This window comes from Pseudomonas sp. DP-17 (assembly GCF_022380625.1).
Lineage (GTDB): Bacteria > Pseudomonadota > Gammaproteobacteria > Pseudomonadales > Pseudomonadaceae > Pseudomonas > Pseudomonas nitroreducens_A.
Window position 1 is genome coordinate 176,089 of record NZ_JAKSXG010000003.1, and the last position, 21,623, is coordinate 197,711.

The window sequence follows — 21,623 nt, forward strand, 5'->3', positions numbered from 1 at the left end:
GACACTCATCTCCGAAATACCCCGGGAACTGCTCAGGAATTGGCCGGGGCCAGACGTTTTTCAGGCACCTGGCGACCCTTTGGGTCTTCTTCGCGCAGCTCCACACGCTCGATGCGGCCGACGATGAACAGGTAGCTCAGCACGGCCACCAGCGCGTTGGCGCCGACGAATACCAGGGCCCACTTGAACGAGCCGGTGGCGCTGATCAGGTAGCCGATGACGATCGGCGTGGTGATCGAGGCGAGGTTGCCGAAGGTGTTGAACAGGCCACCGGAAAGTCCGGCGATCTGCTTGGGCGAGGTGTCCGCCACCACCGCCCAGCCCAGCGCACCCAGGCCCTTGCCGAAGAACGCCAGGGTCATGAAACCGACCACCATCCACTCGGCATCGACGTAGTTGCAGAACACCATGGTGGTGGACAGCAGCAGGCCACAGACGATCGGCAGCTTGCGGGCGAAGGTCAGCGAATGGCCGCGACGCAGCAGGTAGTCGGAGATGATCCCGCCCAGCACGCCACCGAGGAAGCCCATCAGCGCGGGCAGCGAGGCGATGAAGCCGGCCTTGAGGATCGACATGCCGCGCTCCTGCACCAGGTACACCGGGAACCAGGTGAGGAAGAAGTAGGTGATGGCGTTGATGCAGTACTGGCCCAGGTACACGCCCAGCAGCATGCGGCTGCGCAGCAGTTGGCTTACGTAGTGCCATTTCGGGCCGTCGCTGGCGCGTTTCTGGTCCATGTCGACCATGCCGCCGCCGGCTTCGATCGCGGCGACTTCAGCGGCGTTGGTGCGCGGGTGCTCCTTGGGGTTGTAGATGGTCTTCATCCAGATACCGGCGAAGACCATGCCCAGCACGCCCATCACCACGAACACGTGCTCCCAGCCGAAGTGGAAGACGATCCAGCCCATGATCGGCGCGAACAGCGCAGTGGCGAAGTACTGCGCGGAGTTGAAGATGGCCGAGGCCGTGCCGCGTTCGGCGGTGGGGAACCAGGCGGCGACGATGCGCGCATTGCCCGGGAAGGACGGCGCCTCGGCGAAGCCCACCATGAAGCGCAGCAGGAACAATGCGATCACCGCGCTGGCCACGGGGAGGTAACCGACGAAGCCCTGCAGGAAGGTGAACAGCGACCAGATGAAGATGCCCGCGGCGTAGACCTTCTTCGAGCCGAAGCGGTCGAGCAGCCAGCCGCCGGGAATCTGCCCGGCCACGTAGGCCCAGCCGAAGGCGGAGAAGATGTAGCCCAGGGTGACCGCGTCGATGCCCAGGTCCTTTTGCAGGCTGGAGCCGGCGATGGAGATGGTGGCGCGGTCGGCGTAGTTGATGGTGGTTACCAGGAACAGCATCAGCAGGATCAGGTAACGCACATGCGTCGGTTTGGCGGTTGCTTGGCTCATCGATTGCGTCTCGTGTCTTGTTGTTATGGAAGCGACCGGCGCAGGCCGGCCAGATTATCAGCCGGCCCGTCGCAGCGAGCCGTTACCGCCTCCTTGCCGACGTACGGCGGGCGCGGCCGGTACGTCCGTTCCGACTCGCGCGCTGGGCACAGCGGCGAGCGACACAGCAGATAGCGCGCCACGGCCGGCAGGCAGCCGGATGGCGTACAGCGAGAGAGCGTGGAGCGAAGAAAAGGGCCCCGCCGGACGCCTGGCGAGCAGGCGAGACGACACCGCGCGGCCAGGGAACTGGCGCGGGGAAAGCCGGCGCACGGCGGCGCGGCGATGTGAGATCGGGCGGTTCAGCATTACGACCTACCTGCGAAGTTGAGCGGAGTGGGAGTGCTCGGGGCGCGTTCAGTGCCTGGGTTCGCGGGTACGTGTCGGCTGCGGGCAGACGATGGTCATGGTGTTTCCCCTGCTTTGTTCTTGTGTCGGGGTTCTGGTCATGTCTTGTGCAGCGGATGGCGATGGCAGGCGCCACCCGCTGGTACTGCTATCGGTCAGGCGCCGATGTAGGCGGTCTTCACCGAGGTGTAGAACTCCTGGGCGTAGCGGCCCTGCTCGCGCGGCCCGTACGACGAGCCTTTGCGACCGCCGAACGGCACGTGGTAATCCACGCCGGCGGTGGGCAGGTTGACCATCACCATCCCGGCCTGGGCGTGCCGCTTGAAGTGCGCGGCATGCTTGAGCGAGGTGGTGGCGATGCCGGCGGACAGGCCGAACTCGGTGGCATTGGCCTGGGCCAGCGCCTCGTCGTAGTCCTTCACCTTGAGGATGCTGGCAACGGGGCCGAAGATTTCGTCGCGGTTGATGCGCATCTCCGGGGTGGTCTCGTCGAACAGTGCCGGGGCCATGTAATAGCCCTCGGTGGCCAGCGACAGGCGCTCGCCGCCGAACAGCAGGCGCGCGCCTTCGTTGCGGCCGATCTCGACGTAGTCCAGGTCCTGGCGCAGCTGCGCTTCGGAAACCACCGGGCCGATGTCGATGCCGTCCTGCAGCGCGTTGCCCACCTTGATCTTGCGCATGCGCTCGACCATGGCTTCGACGAAGCGCGGGTAGATGCCTTCGGTGACAATCAGCCGGCTGGACGCGGTGCAGCGCTGGCCGGTGGAGTAATAGGCGCTCTGCACCGACAGCTCCACGGCGGTGGCGAGGTCCGCGTCGTCGAGGACGATCTGCGGGTTCTTGCCACCCATTTCCAGCTGCACCTTGGCGCCACGGGCCACGCACTGCGCGGCGATGCGGCGGCCGACGCCGACCGAGCCGGTGAAGCTCACGGCGTCCACCTGCGGGTGGTTGACCAGGGCTTCGCCGATCACGCTGCCGCGCCCCATCACCAGGTTGAACACGCCGTTGGGGAAACCGGCGCGGGAGATGATTTCCGCCAGCGCCCAGGCACTGCCGGGCACCAGGTCGGCGGGCTTGAGCACCACGCAGTTGCCGTAGGCCAGGGCCGGGGCGATCTTCCACGCAGGGATGGCGATAGGGAAGTTCCACGGGGTGATCAGACCGACCACGCCCACGGCTTCGCGGGTCACCTCGACGCTGACGCCGGGGCGCACCGAGGGCAGCAGGTCGCCGGCCAGGCGCAGGCATTCACCGGCGAAGAACTTGAAGATGTTCCCCGCGCGGCCGACTTCGCCGATGGCTTCGGGCAGGGTCTTGCCCTCCTCCCGCGCCAGCAGCGCGCCCAGTTCAGCGCGGCGGGCGAGAATCTCGCTGCCGACCGTGTCCAGTGCATCGGCGCGGGCTTGCACGTTGCTGTTGGACCAGGCCGGGAAAGCGGCACGGGCCGCCTCTACTGCCTGGTTGACCAGCGCGGCGTCGCCCAACGCATAGTCACCGACCACATCGGTGAGGTCGGACGGATTGCGGTTCGGGGTCGCGTCGGTAACGGCCAGCCATTGGCCGTCGACGTAGTGCGAATACTGTTGTGCCACGGGAACCTCCGGCTTATTGCGGGCCGAGTTTCTTGATCAGCGCGTCGAGCATCTCGACTTCTTCGCCGGTGAGGTCGGTCAGCGGTGCGCGCACCGGACCCGCGTCATGGCCGACCAGCTTGGCGCCGGCCTTGATGATGCTCACGCCATAGCCTTCGCAGCGGTTGCGGATGGCCAGGTAGGGCAGGAAGAAATCGTCGATCAGGCGGTTGACCGTGGTGTGGTCGTCGGCGGCGATGGCGTTGTAGAACTCGATGGCGGTCTTCGGGACGAAGTTGAACACCGCGGAGGAATACACCGGCACGCCCAGTGCCTTGTAGGCCGCCGCATAGACTTCGGCGGTCGGCAGGCCGCCCAGGTAGGTCAGGCGCTCGCCCAGGCGGCGGCGAATGGCGACCATCGGCTCGATCTCGCCGATGCCATCCTTGAAGCCGATCAGGTTCGGGCAGCGATCCGCCAGCTTTTCCAGGCTGTCGGCATTCAGGCGGCATACGTTGCGGTTGTACACCACCACGCCGAAGTCCACCGAGCGGCAGACCTGCTCGACATGGGCCACCAGGCCTTCCTGGCTGGCTTCGGTCAGGTAGTGCGGCAACAGCAGGATGCCGGCAGCGCCCTGCCGCTCGGCTTCCTGGGCGTAGGCGATGGCCTGGCGGGTCGGGCCGCCGGCGCCGGCGAGAATCGGTACCTGGCCACGGCAGGTATCCACCGCGGTCTTGATGATCGAGGAGAACTCGTTGGGCTCCAGCGAGAAGAACTCGCCGGTGCCGCCGGCCGCGAAGAGTGCACTGGCGCCGTACGGGGCCAGCCACTCCAGGCGGCGGGCGTAGGTGTCCGCGCGGAAGTTGCCCTGGGTATCGAAGTCCGTCACGGGGAACGACAGCAGACCGGACGAAAGGGTGGACTTCAGTTCTTGTGGATTCATTGGCGATCACCCTGCAAAGCGAATTTTTATAGGAAGAGGTGGAACGACAATCGGCTTATGGCGTCTTGTTGTCAGTCATCGTACAACTATAAATAAAAGTCGACAAGTCATCAGACAACCTTTTCTTCCGCCCGCTCGTCAGCCGAGTTTTTCTTCGGCCGATTCGTGGGCGCGGCGCAGGCGTTCGCGGGAGTTGGTGAGGTGCAGGCGCATGGCAGCGCGGGCTGCGTCGCTGTCGTGGCGGGCGATGGCATCGAAGATGTCTTCGTGCTCGCGGTTGACCCGCGCCAGGTAGTGGCGCTGGTCGTCATGGGCCAGGCGCGCAGAGTTGAGCCGGGTGCGCGGGATGATGCTGGCCCCCAGGTGGCTCATGATGTCGGTGAAGTAGCGGTTGCCCGTGGCTTCGGCGATGCGCAGGTGGAACTGGAAGTCCGAGGCCACCGCGTCGCGGCCGTTGGCCTGGCTCTCCTCCAAGGCATCCAGGGCGTCGCGCAGGCCCTGCAGTTGCTCGGGGCTGCGGCGCTGGGCGGCGAGCCCAGCGGACTCCACCTCCAGGCTGATGCGCAGCTCCAGCACGGCGAGCACATCGCGCAGGGTCACGATGGTCGCCGGGTCGATGCGGAACGGGCCGTCCGTGGGCGTGTCCAGCACGAAGGTGCCGATGCCGTGGCGGGTCTCCACCAGCCCCGCGGCCTGCAGCCGGGAGATCGCCTCGCGGACCACGGTGCGGCTGACGCCCTGCTCGGTCATGATCGCCGACTCGGTGGGCAGCTTGTCACCGGGCTTGATGCGGCCGTCACGGATTCGCGCGGAAAGCTCCGCCACCACGTCGTGAGCAAGACTGCGGGAACGTTTTCGGGGAAGCGGGCTGGTCGGCATGGGAGTCGCTGGAAAGATGAGGGGAAGCAGTCATCGTACAACATCAAGGCACGGCTGAGCCATGATTGTCCGCTATGTAAATGTCTCAGAGCTCGCTGTACGCAGCGCAATTGACTGCTAATTTGCCTGGAGCTCTCCGAGCAGCGTGACCGCTCTTCGAGTGGCCGCCGAAAGTCGGAAATTGCAGCCCCCGTCCCCCGGCGTGATCCTCAGGAAGTAATCAGCCACTCCGGAACGTCCGTTATGGGTCGAAAGCAGCCTCTCACCAAGCCACGACCGACGAAGACAGCCCCGCAACAGCATGCCAACGTTGCGCTGGAGCAGCGTGGCCTGCCACCTGACCGCCCGGCGCTTAGCGTTGGTTCAACTAGTCAGCGACATGGGTTTACCGCCACCTGCCGGCAATCCAAAGAGCTTGCGTATCCAGTTCAGAAACGCACCATATGGTCTGCCCAGAGCCAGCATCATCGCCGCAGCGCCGAGCGCACCGCGCAGCAGGCTGTTTCCCGATGCCCCACTACTGGCGATGATCGCCCCATAGATCGGCACCTGGAAACTCAACAGGGCAATGCTGTCCCACAGCAATCTGGACAGCCGCCGTTGAGTGGATCGCTTCATCACCCAATCTCGCCATAGACCGTAAGGCCTAGCGACTGGCACCATCAACACAGCTCCCAGAAGCCGTGCGTGGAGCACCTGCTCCCAGGTCATACCGGCAAAAAATCGCTCGTTGATGACTCCGGTGGCGGTGAAGAACAGGATCAGCGCGGTCGTGTCGGCAAGAAGTGCAGTCCGGCGCGGGTGTCGGGGCGAAGGTTGAGGCACATCACATCTCCTATCCGGGCATGCCCAGGAAGCCAGAACCTTTCGGGCAAACAGATCCCTGAGCAACAGTACGGCGACTCGATGAACCTTCACTGGATAGTCACGCTCGAAAGGCGAAGTGCCAGCCAGCACCCGTCTGGGACTGGAAGCCACTGGAGGAAACGCTATCTACCAGCGCAACAGGCGCGGCCCGAGCACAGCGCCCAGTGCAGTCGGCAGCAGCATGCCGAGCAAGTACCAGACACCCCAGAAGGAAATTCCCATCTCGGGGCAGTGCAGGCAGTAAGCCAGGGTGGCGGTGGCGCCTGCCAATAGCCCTCCGGCGGCGCCGGCGATACGCAGGCGGGTCGGCGCAAGACCGCGCAGCGCCCAGAACACCCCGATGAAGGTCGGCACGCTGAGCAGCGCAATGTTCAGCGGACAAGTGCGCCAGGTCTTGCCCAGGATCAGACCTGCGCGCGCGTCGGCCGGCACGCCGGCCAGCTCCACGGCCCCGCCGATCCAGACCAGCAGCACGGGCAGCGCCAGCAGCGCCCAGGCCGGTCCGCCCCTTACCCCCGGGCGCGCCAGGCGGCTGCTCAACCACAGGGCAAGCGGCGCCAGGCTGCCGGGCAAGGCGACCTTGGCCCAGAACAGCGGCGTGCGGGCCACCTCGCCCAGGTCAGGCCGCAGACCGAAGACGGCGGCCATCAGCAGCAGCGCGCCGAAGGCCCCAGCCACCAGGGCGATGGCGAAGCGCTTGCCCAGGGCGTGTCGGTCCACCACGCCTTCGCCGGCGCTCAGCAGGTCGATCAGTTCATTGGTCTTCATCACTTCGCAACCCTCGGATGATATTCGCCAGGGCCTTGAGCCCGCGGTGGATGCCGACCTTCACGGCGGAGCTGGAAAGCCCGGTCAGGCTGGCGGCTTCCTCCACTGACAGGCCCTCAAGCTTCACGTGGACAATCGGCAGACGCTGCTTGTCCGGCAGCTGCAGCAGCAGCTTGCCGAGATCGCGACTGGCTTGCGCGGGTTCGCCATCCTCGACGGCGAACAGCTCCCCGGCGTCGTCTTCCAGCGGATCGTGCAGCGCTTCTCGGCGCGCATAAGCCCGGAAGTGGTCGGCCAGCTTGTAGCGCGCGATGGCCTGCACCCAGACCGTCAACGGCTGATCGGGACGATAGGTGTGGCGGGCGTTATGCACCGCCAGCAGGACTTCCTGCAGCAGGTCCTCGACCTCGCCGGAGCGCTGACTCAGGCGCCGGCGCAGGAAGGCCCGCAGGTGCGTGCCCAGGGCGCTGAGAAACTCACGGTACGCCGCGCCGTCACCGTCCATGCCACGCAGCAGCAAAGTCTGCAGCTGGGCCTCGCGCGCGATCAACTGTTCCTGGCTGGTAGTTCGTTGCATCGACCGTCCTGGTTACACCGCGGCTGGATTTTTCTTCAGGCTCGCTCGCCCACGCAGGGCTGGCAGACGCGCCGCCGGCCGGGCGGAAAAACAGGCCGTCGTTCAATACGTTAGGGCCGAGCAGAAGAATTCTCAAAATTTTTTCGCGCCGCTGTAACCGGATCAGCCCTCTCGGCGAACTACCCATCAAGCCGCCGGAAAGTCCTCCGCGGCCTTCAACCGAACTGGAGAGACCACACCATGAAAACCCTGACCCACGCTTGCGCCGCCCTCGCTCTCGCCGCCATCACCGGTGCCGCCATGGCCGACGACATGAACACCAAAGCCGCCAACGGCGCCGCCATGGAGAAATGCTACGGCGTGGCCATGGCCGGCAAGAACGACTGCAAGGCGGGCGCGGGCACCACCTGCGCCGGCAGCGCCAAGAAAGACTACGACGGCATGCACTGGAAAAACGTCCCGGCCGGCACCTGCACCTCGATCAAGACGCCCCATGGCATGGGCTCGCTGACCCCGATGAAGTCCTGAGCACAGGCCGCCGACCATGAACGCATCAACGCAACCGGGTGCCGGGCTCGGGCTGAAGGCCGAACACTATGCCCAGGCGCTGAACTGCGACGCCCGAGGACTCTGGTTCGAAGTGCACCCGGAGAACTATATGGTCGGCGGCCCTCGCCTGGCCTGGCTTGAGCGGATCGCTGAACAGCATCCGCTGTCGCTGCACGGGGTGTCGCTGTCCCTGGCAGCGGACGCCGCGCCGGACGAGGCACACCTGCTGCGCCTGCGCGGGCTGGTCGAGCGCGTGCAACCGGTGCTGATTTCCGAGCACCTGGCCTGGTCCGCCTGGCGCGGCCAATACCTGCCGGACCTGCTGCCCTTCCCGCGCAGCCACGGCGCCCTGGCGCGCATCACCGAGAACATCCAGCGTACCCAGCAGGCTCTGGGCCGACGCATCGCCATCGAGAATCCGAGCCATTACCTGCATCTCGACGGCCACGACTGGGACGAAATCGACTTCCTCACCGAGCTTGCGCTGCGCACCGGTTGCGGCCTGCTGCTGGACATCAACAACGTGCACGTCAGCGCCCACAACCTGGGCTTCGATGCCCGGCGCTACCTCGACCGTTTCCCCGCCGCAGCCATCCTGGAAATCCACCTGGCCGGGCACAGCCACGACGAGAGCAGCGCCCTGCTGATCGACTCCCACGACGCGCCCATCGACGAGTCGGTGTGGGCGCTCTACCAGCACCTGATCCAGCGCATCGGCCCGCGCCCCACGCTGATCGAGCGCGATGACCACATCCCCGCCTTCGGCGACCTGCTGGCGGAGCGCGATATCGCCCAGGCGATTCTCAACCTGGCGGAGGTGCCCGCATGAAAACCACGCTCGGCGCCTTCCAGGATGCCTTCGTCGGAGCGCTCTACCAGCGCCCGGCGGCGGAGCTGCAAGCCGTCACGCAACAGGCCGGACTCAGCGTTCATCGCAACACCGTGCTCAAGGGTTGCATCGATGCCCTGTGCGACAACTTCCCCAGCGTCGAACGACTGGTCGGCACCGATTGGCTGCGCGCGGCGGCGGCCATCCACGCCCATGAGACACCGCCGGTCGATGCCCGGCTGGTGTTCTACGGCGAGCACTTTGCCGACTTCCTCGACGCCTTCGAACCCGCCCGCGCGGTGCCCTACCTGGCCGACGTGGCGCGCCTGGACCGGTTATGGCTGGAAGCCTTCATCGCGCCGCAGCAGGCCACGCTGCAGTTATCCAGCCTGGCCGGCATGACCGCTTCGGACCTTGCCACCTGCCGTCTGCAACCGCGCGCCAGCGCGCGCTGGCGCTGGTTCGATTCGCAGCCGATCTACAGCATCTGGCACTACAACCGCGAAGCCCGTCCCCTACCCGAAACCCTGCCCTGGCACGCTGAAGGCGCCCTGCTGGTCGGCCACGCCGAAGGGGTTGCCTGGCAGGCCCTGGACGCGGGCGGCTGCGCCTTCCTCGACGCCTGCGCCAGCGGGCAGAACCTCGACCAAGCCTCGGCCCTGGCACTCGATGCGCAACCCAACCTCGACTTCACCGTGTTGCTGGGCACTTTGCTCGACGCCGCGGTATTCCGCCCGCTGCACCTCACCTGAGGACGCCACCATGGACATCCCCCACCGCTCCCACGCGCCCCTTGGCCTGCGCCATCACTGGAACTCGCTCGCCGAGCGCCTGCAGCACCTGCTCATCGACTCGTTCCTGTACCTGGTGGCGCGTCTGGGCATCGCCTCGATCTTCTTCCTCTCCGGGCGCACCAAGGTCGAGGGCATCCTGACCATCACCCCGAGCACCTACGAGCTGTTCCAGACCGAGTACGTGCTGCCGCTGGTACCACCCCACGTCGCCGCGCACCTGGCCACTTATTCCGAGCACGCCTTCCCGATCCTGCTGGTACTGGGCTTGTTCACCCGCCTCTCGGCCCTGGCATTGCTGGGCATGACGACGGTGATCGAAGTATTTGTCTACCCCGAGGCCTGGCCCACGCACCTGTCCTGGGCGGGCCTGCTCCTACTGCTGATCGGGCGCGGTGCGGGCGCCTGGTCGTTGGATCGCGTGCTAAGAATTCGTTAACGGAGCATCCGCTTCGGCCATCCGAAGCGGATATCACTGAGCGAAAAAGCGTCTAAGCTTGCAGAGCAAGTGCCGCTCGCCCGTAACACGCGCTTCCGGCTAGAAGCAGACCTTCGTTTCGGCACTCACTCCGGATCGAAGAAATGAAAAGGCTGCCCATGGGACGGCTCGATCGCGGAAAAACCTTTCGGGGATTCCAGCGACATCATTGCAGGCCAGTGCTCAAGAGGAACCTAAGCCATAACCTTGTTTCGCCCTGACTCCTTGGCTTTATACAGACGCTCATCTGCTCGCTTGAGCACCTCTTCCGCCGTCTCGGAGCTACCAGATCTGCAAGCAACACCAATCGATATGGTCAGCCTGCCAACTTTCGGGATATCGCTATTCTCGACAATTTCCCTGATTCGCTCTCCAAGGCCACGAGCGGTGTCCAAAGAGACTTCTGGCATCACTAAGGTGAACTCCTCGCCGCCCGCGCGACATGCCAGGTCGCCTGTACGAGAATTGCTTTTGAGAATGTCCGCCACATGCTTGAGCGCCACATCTCCGGCATCGTGACCAAAGCTGTCATTGACCCTTTTGAAGTGATCAATGTCCAGCGCCAGAACGGCATAAACCAAATTGGTTTCCTCAAGCATTTTAAGGACACTTGCCATTGCCCTGCGGTTCGCCAGTCCCGTCAGTGGGTCGCTCTGAGCCTCGTGACTAAGTTTGCCCAGTTTCTGCTGGAGTAGCCTTACCCCGGTAAGCATCGCCTGCCGGATGTTCGAGGCATCCTTGTACCAGGCCTGGACGCCTAATAGGCGTAACTCGGTTTCCTCTGCGGCTAACTGGTCAGCAGCCTTGGATAACTGGTGCAACGGATGAGCGATCAGTGCTGTTCCTGCCAGAATCAGAGCAATGCCCACCAAACCGGCAGGTATCAGGCCCAGTATCATCTCTATCATCAGGGGCTTCAGGGCAACCAGTGCACGCTCCCTCGGCTGCTGGGCGACGACCGCCCAGTGGGCGCCCTGGACTGGTGCGTAGCCAGCAAGCATGGGGATATTCCGGTAGTTTGGAACCTCCATCTTGCCGCTTTCTCCGCGCAGGGCGACGTCGACTGTTTTGCTCCAACCGAGTACCTCGCCAATGCGGGCCTGATTGGGGTGATAGAGCAGTCGTCGATTGCTGTCGGCCACGAAGGCAAAAGTCCCTTCGTGATGAAAATGGCTGCTGATGACAGTGTGAAGTGCGCTTTGTTTACGCAGGTAGACTGAACCACCAATAGCGCCCAGGTACTCCCCATCAGGTGACGTAATAGGGTAAGAAACGAACACCACCAGATTTCCCGCGACCGACAGGTATGCTGAGCTGACTGTCGGCTCCCTTTGCGCCAATGCTTGCTGTACACCTTCTGAGCGCAGCATTTTCCCGTCGATCTGCAGCGAATCGGGAAAAGCGTAGAGCACCACACCATTGGCATTCACTATGGCTATCGAGTTGAAATCATCATCCTGTGCTTGCAGGCGTAGAGCCTCCGCGCGCAACGCATCTGGGTCATTCCAATGATGAGGGAGGACAGCAGCGCTGTACTTCAGACGACGCTGAGCGGAGCGCAAAAACTCGCCGATGCTCGACGCAACTTTCGCAGCATAGGCGGCATTTGCCTCCAGGGCTGAATGCACCAGAGCATCCCGCTGCACACGATACGACACTACGAGACTGTTGCAGAGCGTGGCAAAAACCGAGATTAGGACGAAAAACAGTATCAGGCCGCGTAGATCAATCGGTAGAGGCCAGCGACGCTTCATGTCAGCTCCATGTGCTCCGTTGAATACGGTCGTCTATTGCACTTGGAAGTAAATGGAGTAGGCCACCTCTGTTCCACGCCGCGCCGTTGCCCGAAGTTGATAGACCTGCACGGTATAGCGGCCAGTTTCAGATAGAGTTCCACTCCAGTCGCCCCCTACATAGCCACTCCCCAAGGCTGCGGAAGATCCGGGAGTCTGGCCGGGAGCGAAAATATTGAAATTTGCATTGCGACTTCCCGTGATACGTATCGTCATCTTCTGGCCAGCTCTCGCGACGAGGGTGTGCAAGACACTACCGTAGCCTTTGAAGCTGCCTTGCAAGGTTGAACTAGACGAACCCTTTTCGAAATTCACAGGAACAGTGTTGATCTCGTCCTTGCCATAACAGGCATTTGCCAGTGTGGCTACAAGTGTCAACGAAATCAAAAGTGTAGATTTCATGATGAAGTACTCCAGTTCCGCGATGAGAGCTAATTGACTCCGCCAACGCATGGGGCCATAGCATGCTCAGTAATCTTGTACTCGGCGAGATAGGGTAATTGATTCATACCTTACGGAATGTCCCGTACTGCGTGCGTCCAAGCGGCGTCAACGATTACCAGAGGTAGCGATAGCCAAGAGTCAGTGCGACGGGTTGTTCGATCTCATGACCATTGGCGTAGTGAACCTCGACCATCAGTTTCTGGTGAGCACTCACCAGCAGCGAGCCACCAGCACCCAGTTCCGTACGAGACCCCGGCAGTTGATTATCCAGTGAGTGACCGTTCACCTTGACCGCTCCGTCACCAGCCAGCTCGTCGATCCATGAGGCGCTGAGGTAGCCGTTTATTTGCATACCGGAGCCCAGCTGCCAGTTACGCCCTGCGCGACCGCCGGCCCGAGCCTGGACGGAGTCCGTTGCGTCGCCATCCACGTTCAAATTGTCGCTGCTGATGTACTTCGGGCCTTGCAGGTGCACACCAGCCAGTTGCACTTGCGGCTCGACAAACCAGCCCTGCCCCAGTTGAATTGTTCGCCCCAACTCAACGCTGGCACCGTAAGCGTCGGCGTCGTAGTGGCCGCGGACCTGACTGCCCAGGTTAGAGGGCGTCTTCACCTTGCCCCGCAGGTGGTCGTATTTCAGCACTGAGTCCAGATACCAGCCGTCTTCTCGGACATAGGTGGCGTACAGGGCGACGCTTCGGCTGTCGATAGCGCCAGAGCTGTGCTCACCAAAGTTCTGATTGGAGCGACCCATACCGATTACTCCGCCGAGATAGAGAGTGGCGTCGCTTTGCTCCAGTGAGCGGTCAGCGCCGATCTGCGCACCACTCAGGTTCTGTTCAAAGGCGCGGCTGTCGCCGCTGTCGACGTTCATCCGGCCGCCCATGGCGCGAGTCCAGAGACCGCCCTGGTCATGACCTTCGCGCAGCTCGCCGAGCCTACGTGTGAGAGTACCCAGCTCGCTCTGCCAGAGATTCGCTGCGGCGGTTTGCATGCCTAGGGCTGCATTCGCGCCCTTGGACAACCGCTGCGCCTGTCCCAATTTACCCAATGCTGGATTCTGTGCGGTCATGGGAATGGTTGTTGCCTGCGAAGAAACCAACTGCGGCTGCGTCGCCGGAGTCAGCGCCGCCATGGGCAAGCGGGTGGTTGGGCCCACCTGCTGCTGTGGCTGCTGAGACGGGGCCAGCGCGGTCATTGGAACAGTACCGCCCTGAGCTGATGGCGTACGCTGCGCCGGTCGAGAAGGAGCCAAGACCTGCATGGGCGCTAGGCGAGCGGTTTCAACGAGATACCAGTCATTTCCTTGGTGCTGCAGACCATAACGGAAGGCACCGGCATCCACATGTCCCCCAACCAGCCTGAACTGTCCTGAGCCACCTCCACTTGCGACTAATTTAAGCGGGGCTCCTTGGGCGTCGCGGCCGCTGTCGGCCACTAGGATTTCGTGATCGCCTTCCGCCTGGCCTTGCACTGCCAGCAGATCGCCTTGGGAGCTGGCAAGGTCGGTCTTCATCAGGAAGCGGCCGTGGCCGATGAGATCCCCATTCACCGTTAAAACCTGATACCCCTTACCGGCAAATAACAGACCGGCATCCTGTAGCTCCAGATTGCTGACCGAGGAATTGCCTTCGAAGCTCCAATTACTGGTGTTCAGCTGCATATCCAGGCGACCGCGACTGCTGTCGTGCAAAAGGGTGTTGCCCTTAAGTGAGCTTCCGCTGGCTAAAAGCTGTAGTTGGCCGTTGTCGATGACCTCGGCGAGCGTCGGAGAGTCAACCTGGCTGTTGCGAAGCGACGCTTGGAGGATGCTGTCAGACTGTATGCTGAAGGCTTCGCCCACAGTGGTTATTAGATGGCTTCCTTGGGCGATGACGTTGCCCAGGCTGCCCTGCTCGCTTTCAACTACCGCGAGAGGGCCGCTCAACTGCGAGTTGCTCAGTGTCAGCTGGCCCGGCCCTTGTCCGGCGATGAAGCGTGCAGTGCTGCCATCAGCATTACTCAACTGGCTGTCTTGAGCGCTAACCTGACTGCCACCCTCGATACTCAGCGCCGGGGCCATGGTCCCGATACTCAGTCCCTGCACATTCTGCAGGCTGATGCTGCTTGCACCACTGACAAGCACCGCCGCTGATCGCGGCCCCTCGCTGAAAAGGGTTCCATCGTTCATTTGGATGCTTGAACCGGTACGAGCGCCGAGTGCCTCGGCGTTGTATCCGTGTGTATGCACCGTACTGCCCTGGTTCAGAATCGCCTGGCTACCCCATCGCGCCGCGACTCCAGCAGCTGCGTCGGCCTCGGTGAGTATCTGAGTATTGGCCAAAGCTATGGGGCCACTGTTATTGAGACTGACGCCATCACTTTCTGCCTGATGGGTGTAAATCCGCGAATCACTGACGACGCCGGGCACACCGTTATCGTCGCTCTGGATGCCGGCACTGCTCATGTCGAAAGTTTCGATACTCGATCGCTCTACTTGCAGGAGCGACTGACTGCTCAGTCTGATTCCTGGACTGGTAATCCCATGGGTCACCAAGCTGGTATCGCTCAGATGTAACTCACCGCCATCAACCAGTGCGGTGGGACTTCCATTGCCCAGAGTGGTCAGCACGCTGCCCTTAGCCAGCCTTACCACTCCCCGATCATGCACTGACAGCGCCGGAGCTCCGTTCGATTGCGTAGAACCATCGATTGCCTGTGCGTCCAGATGCGCGCTATCAGAGACGAGCAGTGCCGCTCCGGAACCAGCGTTGCTGACAAACACGCTTTGCAGGGTTAGATCCGTGTGCAGAATGCTGAGTGCGGGATCACTACTGCTGACCCTGATGCGTGACTGCGTCAGCACTTGGGGCTGCGTATTAGCCGCGGTAAAAATTTGAGAAGTGTTGAAATCCGCTGCCAGACCTGGGGTACTGATGAGCATGGCGACGATGATGGCGAGCGGTGTCTTGGGGAGGCTTGTGTGGCATGTGAGCGATTCCATGGCGAGTCACCTTGAGGGGAAGGATTGACGCCATTCTTTGCGCACCGCCTCAATGTGAGGATGCGAAAACCAGTCACGATTTGTAGGAAAACGACTACACGCGAGCCATCAGCTTGTCCTAGAGTGAAGATCGACGAAGGGGGAAAAGATGGCGCGGATCCTGATTGCGGACGAACACCCGATGACCCGTTATGCCGTTCGCACGCTATTACAGGAAGAGCGGCATACGGTAGTGGGCGAAGCTCGCAACGGCCTCGAAGCGCTGAGTCTAACGACGCGCCTTTCGCCGGACCTCCTGATTATCGACATTGATCTGTCGCAAATTACCGGGCTGGACGTCATCTCGCGCCTGCGCGCTCGCGGACTTACGTTGCCGATCCTGGGTTACAGCACTCAAGATTCGGAACACTACGTTGGACGCTTCCTGCAGGTAGGAGCGTCGGGCTTTGTCAGCAAGCATCAGGAAGTCGAGCAACTCAAGGAAGCCCTAGCGGTAGTCTTGCGGGGCCACAGCTATTTCCCAGCCGAAACGCTCGGCAGCGTGCATCTCGGCAGCCTGCAAGAGAACGACGCCGAGCGCGTGGCCTCGTTGTCCAACCGTGAGTTAAGCGTGCTCAGTCTGCTTGCCAGCGGCTACAGCAACCAGGAGATAGCCCGTGAACTGACCATCAGCGAGAAGTCGGTCAGTACGTACCGGGCCCGCATGCGCAGTAAGCTCAACCTTACCAGTATGCTCGATCTAATCGACTTTGCCCGGCGCAACCGTCTTGCCGCCCCTGCCGGCTTGGCAGCAAGCGAGCGAGGTGGTGAAGGCGAAGCGCCCATGTGGCGCTCCATGGTCGAAAGCCTGCCGGCCGCCTTTTATGTTCGCGACACCGAGGCGCGTCTGGTTTACGCCAACCCTGCGCATCTGAAGCTTTACCACGCGGCGCTGGACGACGTTGTGGGTACCCGCACTACCGAGGTGGACTGGTATCCGCCAGATGACGCAAGCAACATGCTGCGATTTTTGCAGCGGGCCATTGCCCAGGAACAGCCTTTCAGCAAAGACATAGAAGTTACCATCCATGGAGAACGTCGTGTTCTGCATCACTGGGGCACGCCCTACAGGGATCACGATGGCAATCTGGTTGGAATGATCTGCTGCAGCACCGATATCACCGACCGCTACGACCAACTCAATGAGCTGCGCATCCGCGCCGAGGCCAATGAGCTGGCACACCAGCAACTGACCGACCTGTTTACCAGCGCAACCATTCATCTAAACGAACGTCTAGAGGCACTCGCCGGTACCCTAGCGCAGCCCGATACGACTGCATTGGGGGAGGCCCACACGATCCTGGAGGAGTTGCTGGTGCACGGTGCCTCGCTCAAGTGCGCACTAATAGCCCAGGAAGAAGTTCCTCTGCTGCCCACGTACCTGGATGAGCTCGCCGCAGAAGTTCTTGATGCGTTGCACGTCCAGGCCGACCAGAAACAATTGCCCCTGAAGCTGGAGTCCAGCACTCGCTTGCGGAAAGCTCTACTGGTCGATGCACGATCACTGCGTGAAGCTCTGCGGCACCTGGGTCTTTACGTGATAGACCTTACTGACGACGGCAGCGTCCAGCTGCGCATCGTCGCCAGCCCAAAACAGCAGCAGATGGGAGTACGCATTACCCTCGAAGGTCTGCCAGTCCGCGAGCACCGTGAAATACGCGCCTACTCTCTCTCGGAATTGACCCGCGACTACCCCATCCGCAAACAGGCACGCAACAGCCTCAGCCTGAACATCGCCCAGCACCTGATCAACAGCATCGGCGGCGAGTTGCAGGTATCACACCTGCCTGGACAAGGTTGTTGCGCCACCGTGCACTTGTTGCTTTCAATGCTCTAAGCGTAATGATCACTGGAGTCCCACATTTGAGCGAACTACCAACGATGTGGCGATCGTTGGCGCGCTACGATCGTCTTGCTCAACGTCCGCTATGGGTCGGTAGCGGCCTCTCGCCAGAGGAAGCAAAAGGCCAAGAGCGGACGATATCTTTGCATGGAGTGAATGCGGTCATTCTCAGTCAGGCATCCCCTCCCGGCGCAGGAGATCAGGGCTGGTCATATCTGTACTCGCTTGGCATCGGATGGACGTTGAGTACTCCAAATCAGATCACCTGCCGGAGCACTCTTGCAGATCAGGCGTGAAGTAATGCGTCGAGCCCGCCCTGGTGATCGAGACTGGCCAGGTCATCGAAACCGCCGACGTGTACGTCGCCAACAAAAATCTGCGGGACCGTCCTGCGCCCGGATCGCTCAGCATTTCCGCCAGATGCCGGGGCGACGCCTCGACTTCGATTTCGACGGGCGTGACCCCTTTGCTCGCGAGCAGGCGCTTGGCACTCACGCAGTAGGGGCAGTGCTGGGTGGTGTAGATCGTCACCGGGTTCATGGTGGTGTCCTCTCAGTGGGCCGACGGAGGAAAGTCGATGTCGGTCGTGGCGACGTTGTTCAGGTAGTTGGTCAGGGTCAACAACGTGATCTGGGCTACGACCTCCACGATCTTGCTGTCGCTCAGGCCGGCTTCGCGCGCCGCTGCGATCTGCTCGTCGCGCAACTGGCCGCGGCTTTCGGTGATCTCGCGCGCCAATACGGCGACCGCACTGAGTGTGCCCTGACGGGCCTGGCTGATGGCCTCATCGCTCAGGCCCGCCTTGGCGCCGAAGAAGCTGTGTGCGGCCAGGCAGTAGTCGCAGCCATTGACTTGCGACGTGGCGAGGGCAACGACTTCACGCTCGGCGGCGCTCAGCGAGCTTTTACCCAAGGCTTGGGCAAGGCCCAGATAGCCATTGAGTGCGGCCGGGGAATGGGCCAGCGTCTTGAATGCGTTGGGGATGAAGCCGAGGCCTTTCCGGACGCCTTCGAGGGCGGCGCGCGAGGCAGCAGGGGCTTGGTCCAGCGAGAGAGCGGCAATGCGAGTCATGGTGATTCTCCAGTAGGTTGACCAACGGGTTTGTCGATCAGGTATGGGGTTCATACTAGGGAGGCAGGCTTTCCTTTCGGCTTCAGATCGTCGAAGTTATGCAACAGATCGTCTAAACCTGAGCGCACCATGGACCGACTGTCGACACTGCTCAAACACTTCAACCTGCACGCTTCCACGTTCCACCAGGGCGGGTTCTGCGGCACGGCCAACCTCCAGGGACAACAGAGTGTCGGCCACGCGCATCTGCTGCGCTCGGGACGCCTGACCGTCAAGGACAGGCGCGGCCAGCTCACCGAGCTGGCGGAGCCCAGCCTTATCCTGGCCGTGCGCCCGCAGGAACATCAGCTGGTGGCGAGCGAAGCCGATGCCGCGGAGCTGGTGTGCGCCACGCTGCAATTCGACGGCGGCGCCAACAATCCGCTGACCCTGGCGTTGCCGGATTTCATCATCAAACCGCTGCGCGAACTGAATGGCCTGGATGGCACCCTCGACTGGCTGTTTAAAGAAGCCTTCGGCGACGAGTGCGGGCGGGATGTCGTCCTCAATCGCCTGTTCGAGCTGATGGTGATCCAGCTGCTGCGCCACCTCCTCGCCAGTCGCAGCATCGCCTCCGGAATGATGGCAGGGTTGGCCAACGCTCAGCTGTCCCGCGCGCTCGTGGGGATGCACAACGAACCGCAGCGCAATTGGTCGGTGGCGGAACTGGCGGATCGTTCGGGCATGTCGCGGGCAAGCTTTGCTGCGCATTTTCGCCAGACCGTGGGGGTTACGCCGGCGGACTACCTGGCGAACTGGCGCATCAGCCTGACGCAGAAGCGTCTGCGCGAAGGCCGCCCCATCGCCCTGATCGCCGATGAGGTCGGCTATGAAAGTCCCTCCGCCCTGGCTCGCACCTTTCGCCGCAAGGTGGGTTCGAGCCCACGGGAATGGCTGCAGCAAAGTACGGCGTGAGGCGTGGTCGGCTCCTTACGGGAAAGAGCGCCCCTATGCCCCATCGGGGTGGTTTACAGGTGCTTTCTGAGAAAGTCGATGAAGGCCAATGTCCTCGCCGAGTGTCGTCGCTCGCGGCTGAAGACGGCGCTGACCGGTAGGGAGGTGGTCTGGTAATCGTCGAGCAGGCTGCACACGCTGCCTTGGTACTTAAGGCTCTGTCAGTACAAACGGCTGGAAGCAGCCGCTCAGGTTCACGGAGCTTGCGTCTTACATATGGAAATTCGTATATTCGATTTTCCATATGTCAGGTAAAGCCATGATCACTCCACCCGAGGTCTTCAAGAGCCTGGCCGACGAGACCCGTGTTCGCGCCACCCTGCTTATCGCCAGCCTGGGCGAACTCTGTGTCTGCGAGCTGATGTGCGCGCTGGACGACAGCCAGCCGAAGATCAGCCGCCATTTGGCGCAACTGCGCGGCAGCGGCCTGCTGCTGGATCGTCGCCAGGGCCAGTGGGTGTATTACCGCCTCAACCCCGAGCTGCCTGCCTGGGTGCACGAGATGCTGCAGGTCACCCTGCGAGCCAACGCGCAATGGTTGGCCGACAACACCCTCCGCCTGCAGAACATGGATGGCCGCCCCGTCCGTGATGCCGCCTGCTGCTGACCCTTTCCGAGCGAGTTTCCGATGCTGGTCGCCGTTGCTGTCTTCGTTTTCACCCTCGTTCTGGTCATCTGGCAGCCCAAGGGCCTTGGCGTCGGCTGGAGCGCCGCGCTGGGGGCAATCATTGCGCTGGCCGCCGGTGCGGTTTCCCTGCACGACATCCCGACCGTGTGGGCCATAGTCTGGAATGCCACCGCCACCTTCATCGCCGTCATCATCATCAGCCTGCTGCTGGATGAGGCCGGCTTCTTCGAGTGGGCGGCACTGCACGTGGCGCGCTGGGCAAACGGCAGCGGCTATCGCCTGTTCGCCTTCTGCGTGCTGCTCGGGGCGGCCGTCTCGGCGCTGTTCGCCAACGATGGGGCTGCCCTGATCCTTACCCCCATCGTCATGTCGATGCTCCTCGCCCTGCGCTTTTCACCCGCGGCGACCCTGGCCTTCGTCATGGCGGCCGGCTTCATCGCCGACACAGCGAGCCTGCCGCTGGTGGTCTCCAACCTGGTGAACATTGTCTCGGCTGATTACTTCGGCCTGGGTTTTGCCGAGTACGCGTCGGTAATGGTGCCGGTGAACCTTGCCAGTGTCGCCGCCACCCTGCTGGTGCTGTTCCTGTTCTTCCGTCGCGACATCCCAAGGCAATACGCACTCGATGCGCTGAAGGAGCCAAAAGCCGCGATCCATGACCGCGCCACTTTCATCATCGGCTGGTGGACGCTGCTGGTCCTGCTGGTTGGCCTGTTCGCCCTGGAGCCGCTCGGCATTCCGGTCAGCGCCGTCGCTGCCATCTGTGCAGCCATCCTGTTTGCCGTCGCCGCTCGCGGACACCGCATCTCCACCCGCCGCGTACTGCGCGAAGCGCCCTGGCAGGTGGTGGTCTTCTCCCTCGGCATGTACCTGGTGGTGTACGGGCTGAAGAACGCCGGCCTCACGGACTTCCTCACTCACCTGCTCGACCGCCTTGCCGAACAGGGCTTGTGGAGCGCCGCCATTGGCACCGGCCTGCTCTCAGCGCTGCTCTCTTCGGTGATGAATAACATGCCCAGCGTGCTGGTCGGCGCCCTGTCGATCCAAGGCAGCAACGCGGAAGGCCTGGTGCGCGAGGCGATGATCTACGCCAACGTCATCGGCTGCGACCTCGGCCCGAAGATCACACCTATCGGCAGTCTCGCCACGCTGCTCTGGCTGCATGTACTGGAGCGCAAGGGCATGCGCATCACCTGGGGTTATTACTTCAAGGTCGGCATCCTCCTTACCCTGCCCGTTCTGCTGATCACTCTTTCGGCCCTGGCGCTGCGCCTGAGCCTCTGACGTCCGCTACGTAGCGGAGGAGACTTCCATGCGAGTCCTGTTCATGTGCACGGCCAATAGCTGCCGCAGCATCCTCTCCGAAGCGCTGTTCAACCACCTGGCGCCGGAAGGCTTCGAGGCGGTCAGCTCCGGCAGCTTCCCCAAGGGCCAGGTGCTGCCGCGCAGCCTCACCACCCTGCAGCAGGCCGGCATTTCCATCGCGGGCCTGAGCAGCAAAGGCAACGACGCCTTCGAAGGGAATCCGCCGGACGTCGTCATCACTGTCTGCGACAAGGCCGCCGGCGAAGCCTGCCCGGTGTACTTCGGCCCGGCGCTGAAGTCCCACTGGGGGCTGGAAGACCCCTCTGATGTTGTAGGTAATGAGGCGTCCACTGACGCCGCCTTCCGCGCCACGCTGGCTCGCATCGAGCGGCGTTGCCAGGCCTTCTTCGCCCTTCCTTTCGCCACCCTCGGCCGCGACGAACTCAAGCGCGAGCTGGATCGCATCGGCACTCTCTGAACAG

The 21,623-nt window shown here is 62.6% G+C and carries 20 protein-coding genes and 2 pseudogenes; 9 read left to right on the forward strand and 13 right to left on the reverse strand.

The window, feature by feature from the left end:
- Positions 1–32 precede the first annotated feature (32 nt).
- From MJ122_RS08090 to MJ122_RS08120, 7 genes are all read right to left on the reverse strand, one after another.
- Positions 33–1,397: an MFS transporter gene (locus MJ122_RS08090; RefSeq protein ID WP_239743562.1), complete on the reverse strand. Its 1,365-nt coding sequence runs from the start codon at positions 1,395–1,397 to the stop codon at positions 33–35.
- A gap of 542 nt (positions 1,398–1,939) precedes the next feature.
- The gene (locus MJ122_RS08095) at positions 1,940–3,379 is read right to left on the reverse strand and encodes an aldehyde dehydrogenase family protein (protein WP_088416870.1); all 1,440 of its coding nucleotides are present in this window, start codon (positions 3,377–3,379) and stop codon (positions 1,940–1,942) included.
- Positions 3,380–3,392: 13 nt separating this feature from the next.
- A complete protein-coding gene (kdgD, locus tag MJ122_RS08100; protein WP_088416869.1) occupies positions 3,393–4,304 on the reverse strand; it encodes a 5-dehydro-4-deoxyglucarate dehydratase in 912 nt (303 codons plus the stop codon).
- 138 nt (positions 4,305–4,442) lie between these two features.
- Positions 4,443–5,183, reverse strand: a complete 741-nt coding sequence (locus MJ122_RS08105) for a FadR/GntR family transcriptional regulator (protein WP_088416868.1) — start codon at positions 5,181–5,183, stop codon at positions 4,443–4,445.
- Positions 5,184–5,546: 363 nt separating this feature from the next.
- On the reverse strand, positions 5,547–6,008 hold the full coding sequence (gene alaE, locus MJ122_RS08110; RefSeq protein ID WP_239743564.1) for an L-alanine exporter AlaE: 462 nt from the start codon (positions 6,006–6,008) through the stop codon (positions 5,547–5,549).
- 168 nt (positions 6,009–6,176) lie between these two features.
- Positions 6,177–6,818, reverse strand: coding sequence for a DUF1109 domain-containing protein (locus MJ122_RS08115; protein WP_239743566.1), 642 nt, complete (start codon positions 6,816–6,818; stop codon positions 6,177–6,179).
- On the reverse strand, positions 6,805–7,395 hold the full coding sequence (locus tag MJ122_RS08120; RefSeq protein WP_239743568.1) for a sigma-70 family RNA polymerase sigma factor: 591 nt from the start codon (positions 7,393–7,395) through the stop codon (positions 6,805–6,807). The genes MJ122_RS08115 and MJ122_RS08120 overlap by 14 nt, the downstream gene beginning before the upstream one ends.
- 240 nt (positions 7,396–7,635) lie before the next feature.
- Here MJ122_RS08120 and MJ122_RS08125 point away from each other — a divergent pair, with 240 nt between their 5' ends.
- The 4 genes from MJ122_RS08125 to MJ122_RS08140 are packed head-to-tail and all read left to right on the forward strand — an operon-like array spanning position 7,636 to position 10,003.
- Positions 7,636–7,923: a DUF2282 domain-containing protein gene (locus MJ122_RS08125; protein ID WP_239743570.1), complete on the forward strand. Its 288-nt coding sequence runs from the start codon at positions 7,636–7,638 to the stop codon at positions 7,921–7,923.
- Positions 7,924–7,939: 16 nt separating this feature from the next.
- On the forward strand, positions 7,940–8,773 hold the full coding sequence (locus MJ122_RS08130) for a DUF692 domain-containing protein (protein ID WP_239743571.1): 834 nt from the start codon (positions 7,940–7,942) through the stop codon (positions 8,771–8,773).
- The gene (locus MJ122_RS08135) at positions 8,770–9,525 is read left to right on the forward strand and encodes a DNA-binding domain-containing protein (protein WP_239743573.1); all 756 of its coding nucleotides are present in this window, start codon (positions 8,770–8,772) and stop codon (positions 9,523–9,525) included. Before MJ122_RS08130 ends, MJ122_RS08135 begins: the two co-directional genes overlap by 4 nt.
- Positions 9,526–9,535: 10 nt before the next feature.
- Positions 9,536–10,003 carry a DoxX family protein gene (locus tag MJ122_RS08140; RefSeq protein ID WP_239743575.1) on the forward strand — a complete coding sequence of 156 codons (468 nt, stop codon included), beginning with the start codon at positions 9,536–9,538 and terminating at the stop codon, positions 10,001–10,003.
- Positions 10,004–10,236: 233 nt separating this feature from the next.
- Here MJ122_RS08140 and MJ122_RS08145 read toward each other — a convergent pair whose 3' ends face one another.
- The 3 genes from MJ122_RS08145 to MJ122_RS08155 all read right to left on the reverse strand — a co-directional run bounded on the left by MJ122_RS08145 (position 10,237) and on the right by MJ122_RS08155 (position 15,262).
- Positions 10,237–11,796: a sensor domain-containing diguanylate cyclase gene (locus MJ122_RS08145; RefSeq protein WP_239743577.1), complete on the reverse strand. Its 1,560-nt coding sequence runs from the start codon at positions 11,794–11,796 to the stop codon at positions 10,237–10,239.
- A gap of 33 nt (positions 11,797–11,829) precedes the next feature.
- On the reverse strand, positions 11,830–12,237 hold the full coding sequence (locus tag MJ122_RS08150) for a hypothetical protein (RefSeq protein WP_239743579.1): 408 nt from the start codon (positions 12,235–12,237) through the stop codon (positions 11,830–11,832).
- Between the two features lie 154 nt (positions 12,238–12,391).
- Positions 12,392–15,262 carry an autotransporter outer membrane beta-barrel domain-containing protein gene (locus MJ122_RS08155; protein WP_239743582.1) on the reverse strand — a complete coding sequence of 957 codons (2,871 nt, stop codon included), beginning with the start codon at positions 15,260–15,262 and terminating at the stop codon, positions 12,392–12,394.
- Positions 15,263–15,410: 148 nt separating this feature from the next.
- Here MJ122_RS08155 and MJ122_RS08160 point away from each other — a divergent pair, with 148 nt between their 5' ends.
- Entirely contained in the window at positions 15,411–17,138 is a 1,728-nt protein-coding gene (locus MJ122_RS08160) for a response regulator (RefSeq protein ID WP_239743583.1), read from the forward strand.
- Positions 17,139–17,430: 292 nt separating this feature from the next.
- Here the strand turns inward: MJ122_RS08160 and grxC are convergent.
- Both grxC and MJ122_RS08170 read right to left on the reverse strand, forming a co-directional pair.
- Positions 17,431–17,684 (reverse strand): annotated as a pseudogene (grxC, locus tag MJ122_RS08165) (glutaredoxin 3).
- A 12-nt stretch (positions 17,685–17,696) separates the two neighbouring features.
- Positions 17,697–18,215, reverse strand: coding sequence for a peroxidase-related enzyme (locus tag MJ122_RS08170; protein ID WP_239743585.1), 519 nt, complete (start codon positions 18,213–18,215; stop codon positions 17,697–17,699).
- Positions 18,216–18,344: 129 nt separating this feature from the next.
- Between MJ122_RS08170 and MJ122_RS08175 the strand changes: the two genes are divergently transcribed.
- Entirely contained in the window at positions 18,345–19,169 is an 825-nt protein-coding gene (locus MJ122_RS08175) for an AraC family transcriptional regulator (RefSeq protein WP_239743587.1), read from the forward strand.
- A 53-nt stretch (positions 19,170–19,222) separates the two neighbouring features.
- On the opposite strand, the pseudogene MJ122_RS08180 reads toward MJ122_RS08175, so the two are convergent.
- A pseudogene (locus MJ122_RS08180) lies at positions 19,223–19,360 on the reverse strand (LysR family transcriptional regulator); the annotation flags it as partial.
- A 107-nt stretch (positions 19,361–19,467) separates the two neighbouring features.
- Here MJ122_RS08180 and MJ122_RS08185 point away from each other — a divergent pair.
- From MJ122_RS08185 to MJ122_RS08195, 3 genes are read left to right on the forward strand one after another with little or no spacing between them, the layout of a single operon-like run.
- Entirely contained in the window at positions 19,468–19,815 is a 348-nt protein-coding gene (locus tag MJ122_RS08185) for a metalloregulator ArsR/SmtB family transcription factor (RefSeq protein WP_088419024.1), read from the forward strand.
- A gap of 21 nt (positions 19,816–19,836) precedes the next feature.
- Positions 19,837–21,120, forward strand: a complete 1,284-nt coding sequence (locus tag MJ122_RS08190) for an arsenic transporter (protein ID WP_239743589.1) — start codon at positions 19,837–19,839, stop codon at positions 21,118–21,120.
- Positions 21,121–21,148: 28 nt separating this feature from the next.
- Entirely contained in the window at positions 21,149–21,619 is a 471-nt protein-coding gene (locus MJ122_RS08195) for an arsenate reductase ArsC (RefSeq protein ID WP_239743592.1), read from the forward strand.
- Positions 21,620–21,623 lie beyond the last annotated feature (4 nt).

Bases quoted from the DNA above. Each gene is read 5' to 3' on its own strand.
- MJ122_RS08090 (WP_239743562.1), bottom strand. From the start codon at position 1,397: ATGAGCCAAGCAACCGCCAAACCGACGCATGTGCGTTACCTGATCCTG.
- kdgD (WP_088416869.1), bottom strand. From the start codon at position 4,304: ATGAATCCACAAGAACTGAAGTCCACCCTTTCGTCCGGTCTGCTGTCG.
- MJ122_RS08105 (WP_088416868.1), bottom strand. From the start codon at position 5,183: ATGCCGACCAGCCCGCTTCCCCGAAAACGTTCCCGCAGTCTTGCTCAC.
- MJ122_RS08115 (WP_239743566.1), bottom strand. From the start codon at position 6,818: ATGAAGACCAATGAACTGATCGACCTGCTGAGCGCCGGCGAAGGCGTG.
- MJ122_RS08120 (WP_239743568.1), bottom strand. From the start codon at position 7,395: ATGCAACGAACTACCAGCCAGGAACAGTTGATCGCGCGCGAGGCCCAG.
- MJ122_RS08125 (WP_239743570.1), top strand. From the start codon at position 7,636: ATGAAAACCCTGACCCACGCTTGCGCCGCCCTCGCTCTCGCCGCCATC.
- MJ122_RS08130 (WP_239743571.1), top strand. From the start codon at position 7,940: ATGAACGCATCAACGCAACCGGGTGCCGGGCTCGGGCTGAAGGCCGAA.
- MJ122_RS08135 (WP_239743573.1), top strand. From the start codon at position 8,770: ATGAAAACCACGCTCGGCGCCTTCCAGGATGCCTTCGTCGGAGCGCTC.
- MJ122_RS08140 (WP_239743575.1), top strand. From the start codon at position 9,536: ATGGACATCCCCCACCGCTCCCACGCGCCCCTTGGCCTGCGCCATCAC.
- MJ122_RS08145 (WP_239743577.1), bottom strand. From the start codon at position 11,796: ATGAAGCGTCGCTGGCCTCTACCGATTGATCTACGCGGCCTGATACTG.
- MJ122_RS08150 (WP_239743579.1), bottom strand. From the start codon at position 12,237: ATGAAATCTACACTTTTGATTTCGTTGACACTTGTAGCCACACTGGCA.
- MJ122_RS08155 (WP_239743582.1), bottom strand. From the start codon at position 15,262: ATGGAATCGCTCACATGCCACACAAGCCTCCCCAAGACACCGCTCGCC.
- MJ122_RS08160 (WP_239743583.1), top strand. From the start codon at position 15,411: ATGGCGCGGATCCTGATTGCGGACGAACACCCGATGACCCGTTATGCC.
- MJ122_RS08170 (WP_239743585.1), bottom strand. From the start codon at position 18,215: ATGACTCGCATTGCCGCTCTCTCGCTGGACCAAGCCCCTGCTGCCTCG.
- MJ122_RS08175 (WP_239743587.1), top strand. From the start codon at position 18,345: ATGGACCGACTGTCGACACTGCTCAAACACTTCAACCTGCACGCTTCC.
- MJ122_RS08185 (WP_088419024.1), top strand. From the start codon at position 19,468: ATGATCACTCCACCCGAGGTCTTCAAGAGCCTGGCCGACGAGACCCGT.
- MJ122_RS08190 (WP_239743589.1), top strand. From the start codon at position 19,837: ATGCTGGTCGCCGTTGCTGTCTTCGTTTTCACCCTCGTTCTGGTCATC.
- MJ122_RS08195 (WP_239743592.1), top strand. From the start codon at position 21,149: ATGCGAGTCCTGTTCATGTGCACGGCCAATAGCTGCCGCAGCATCCTC.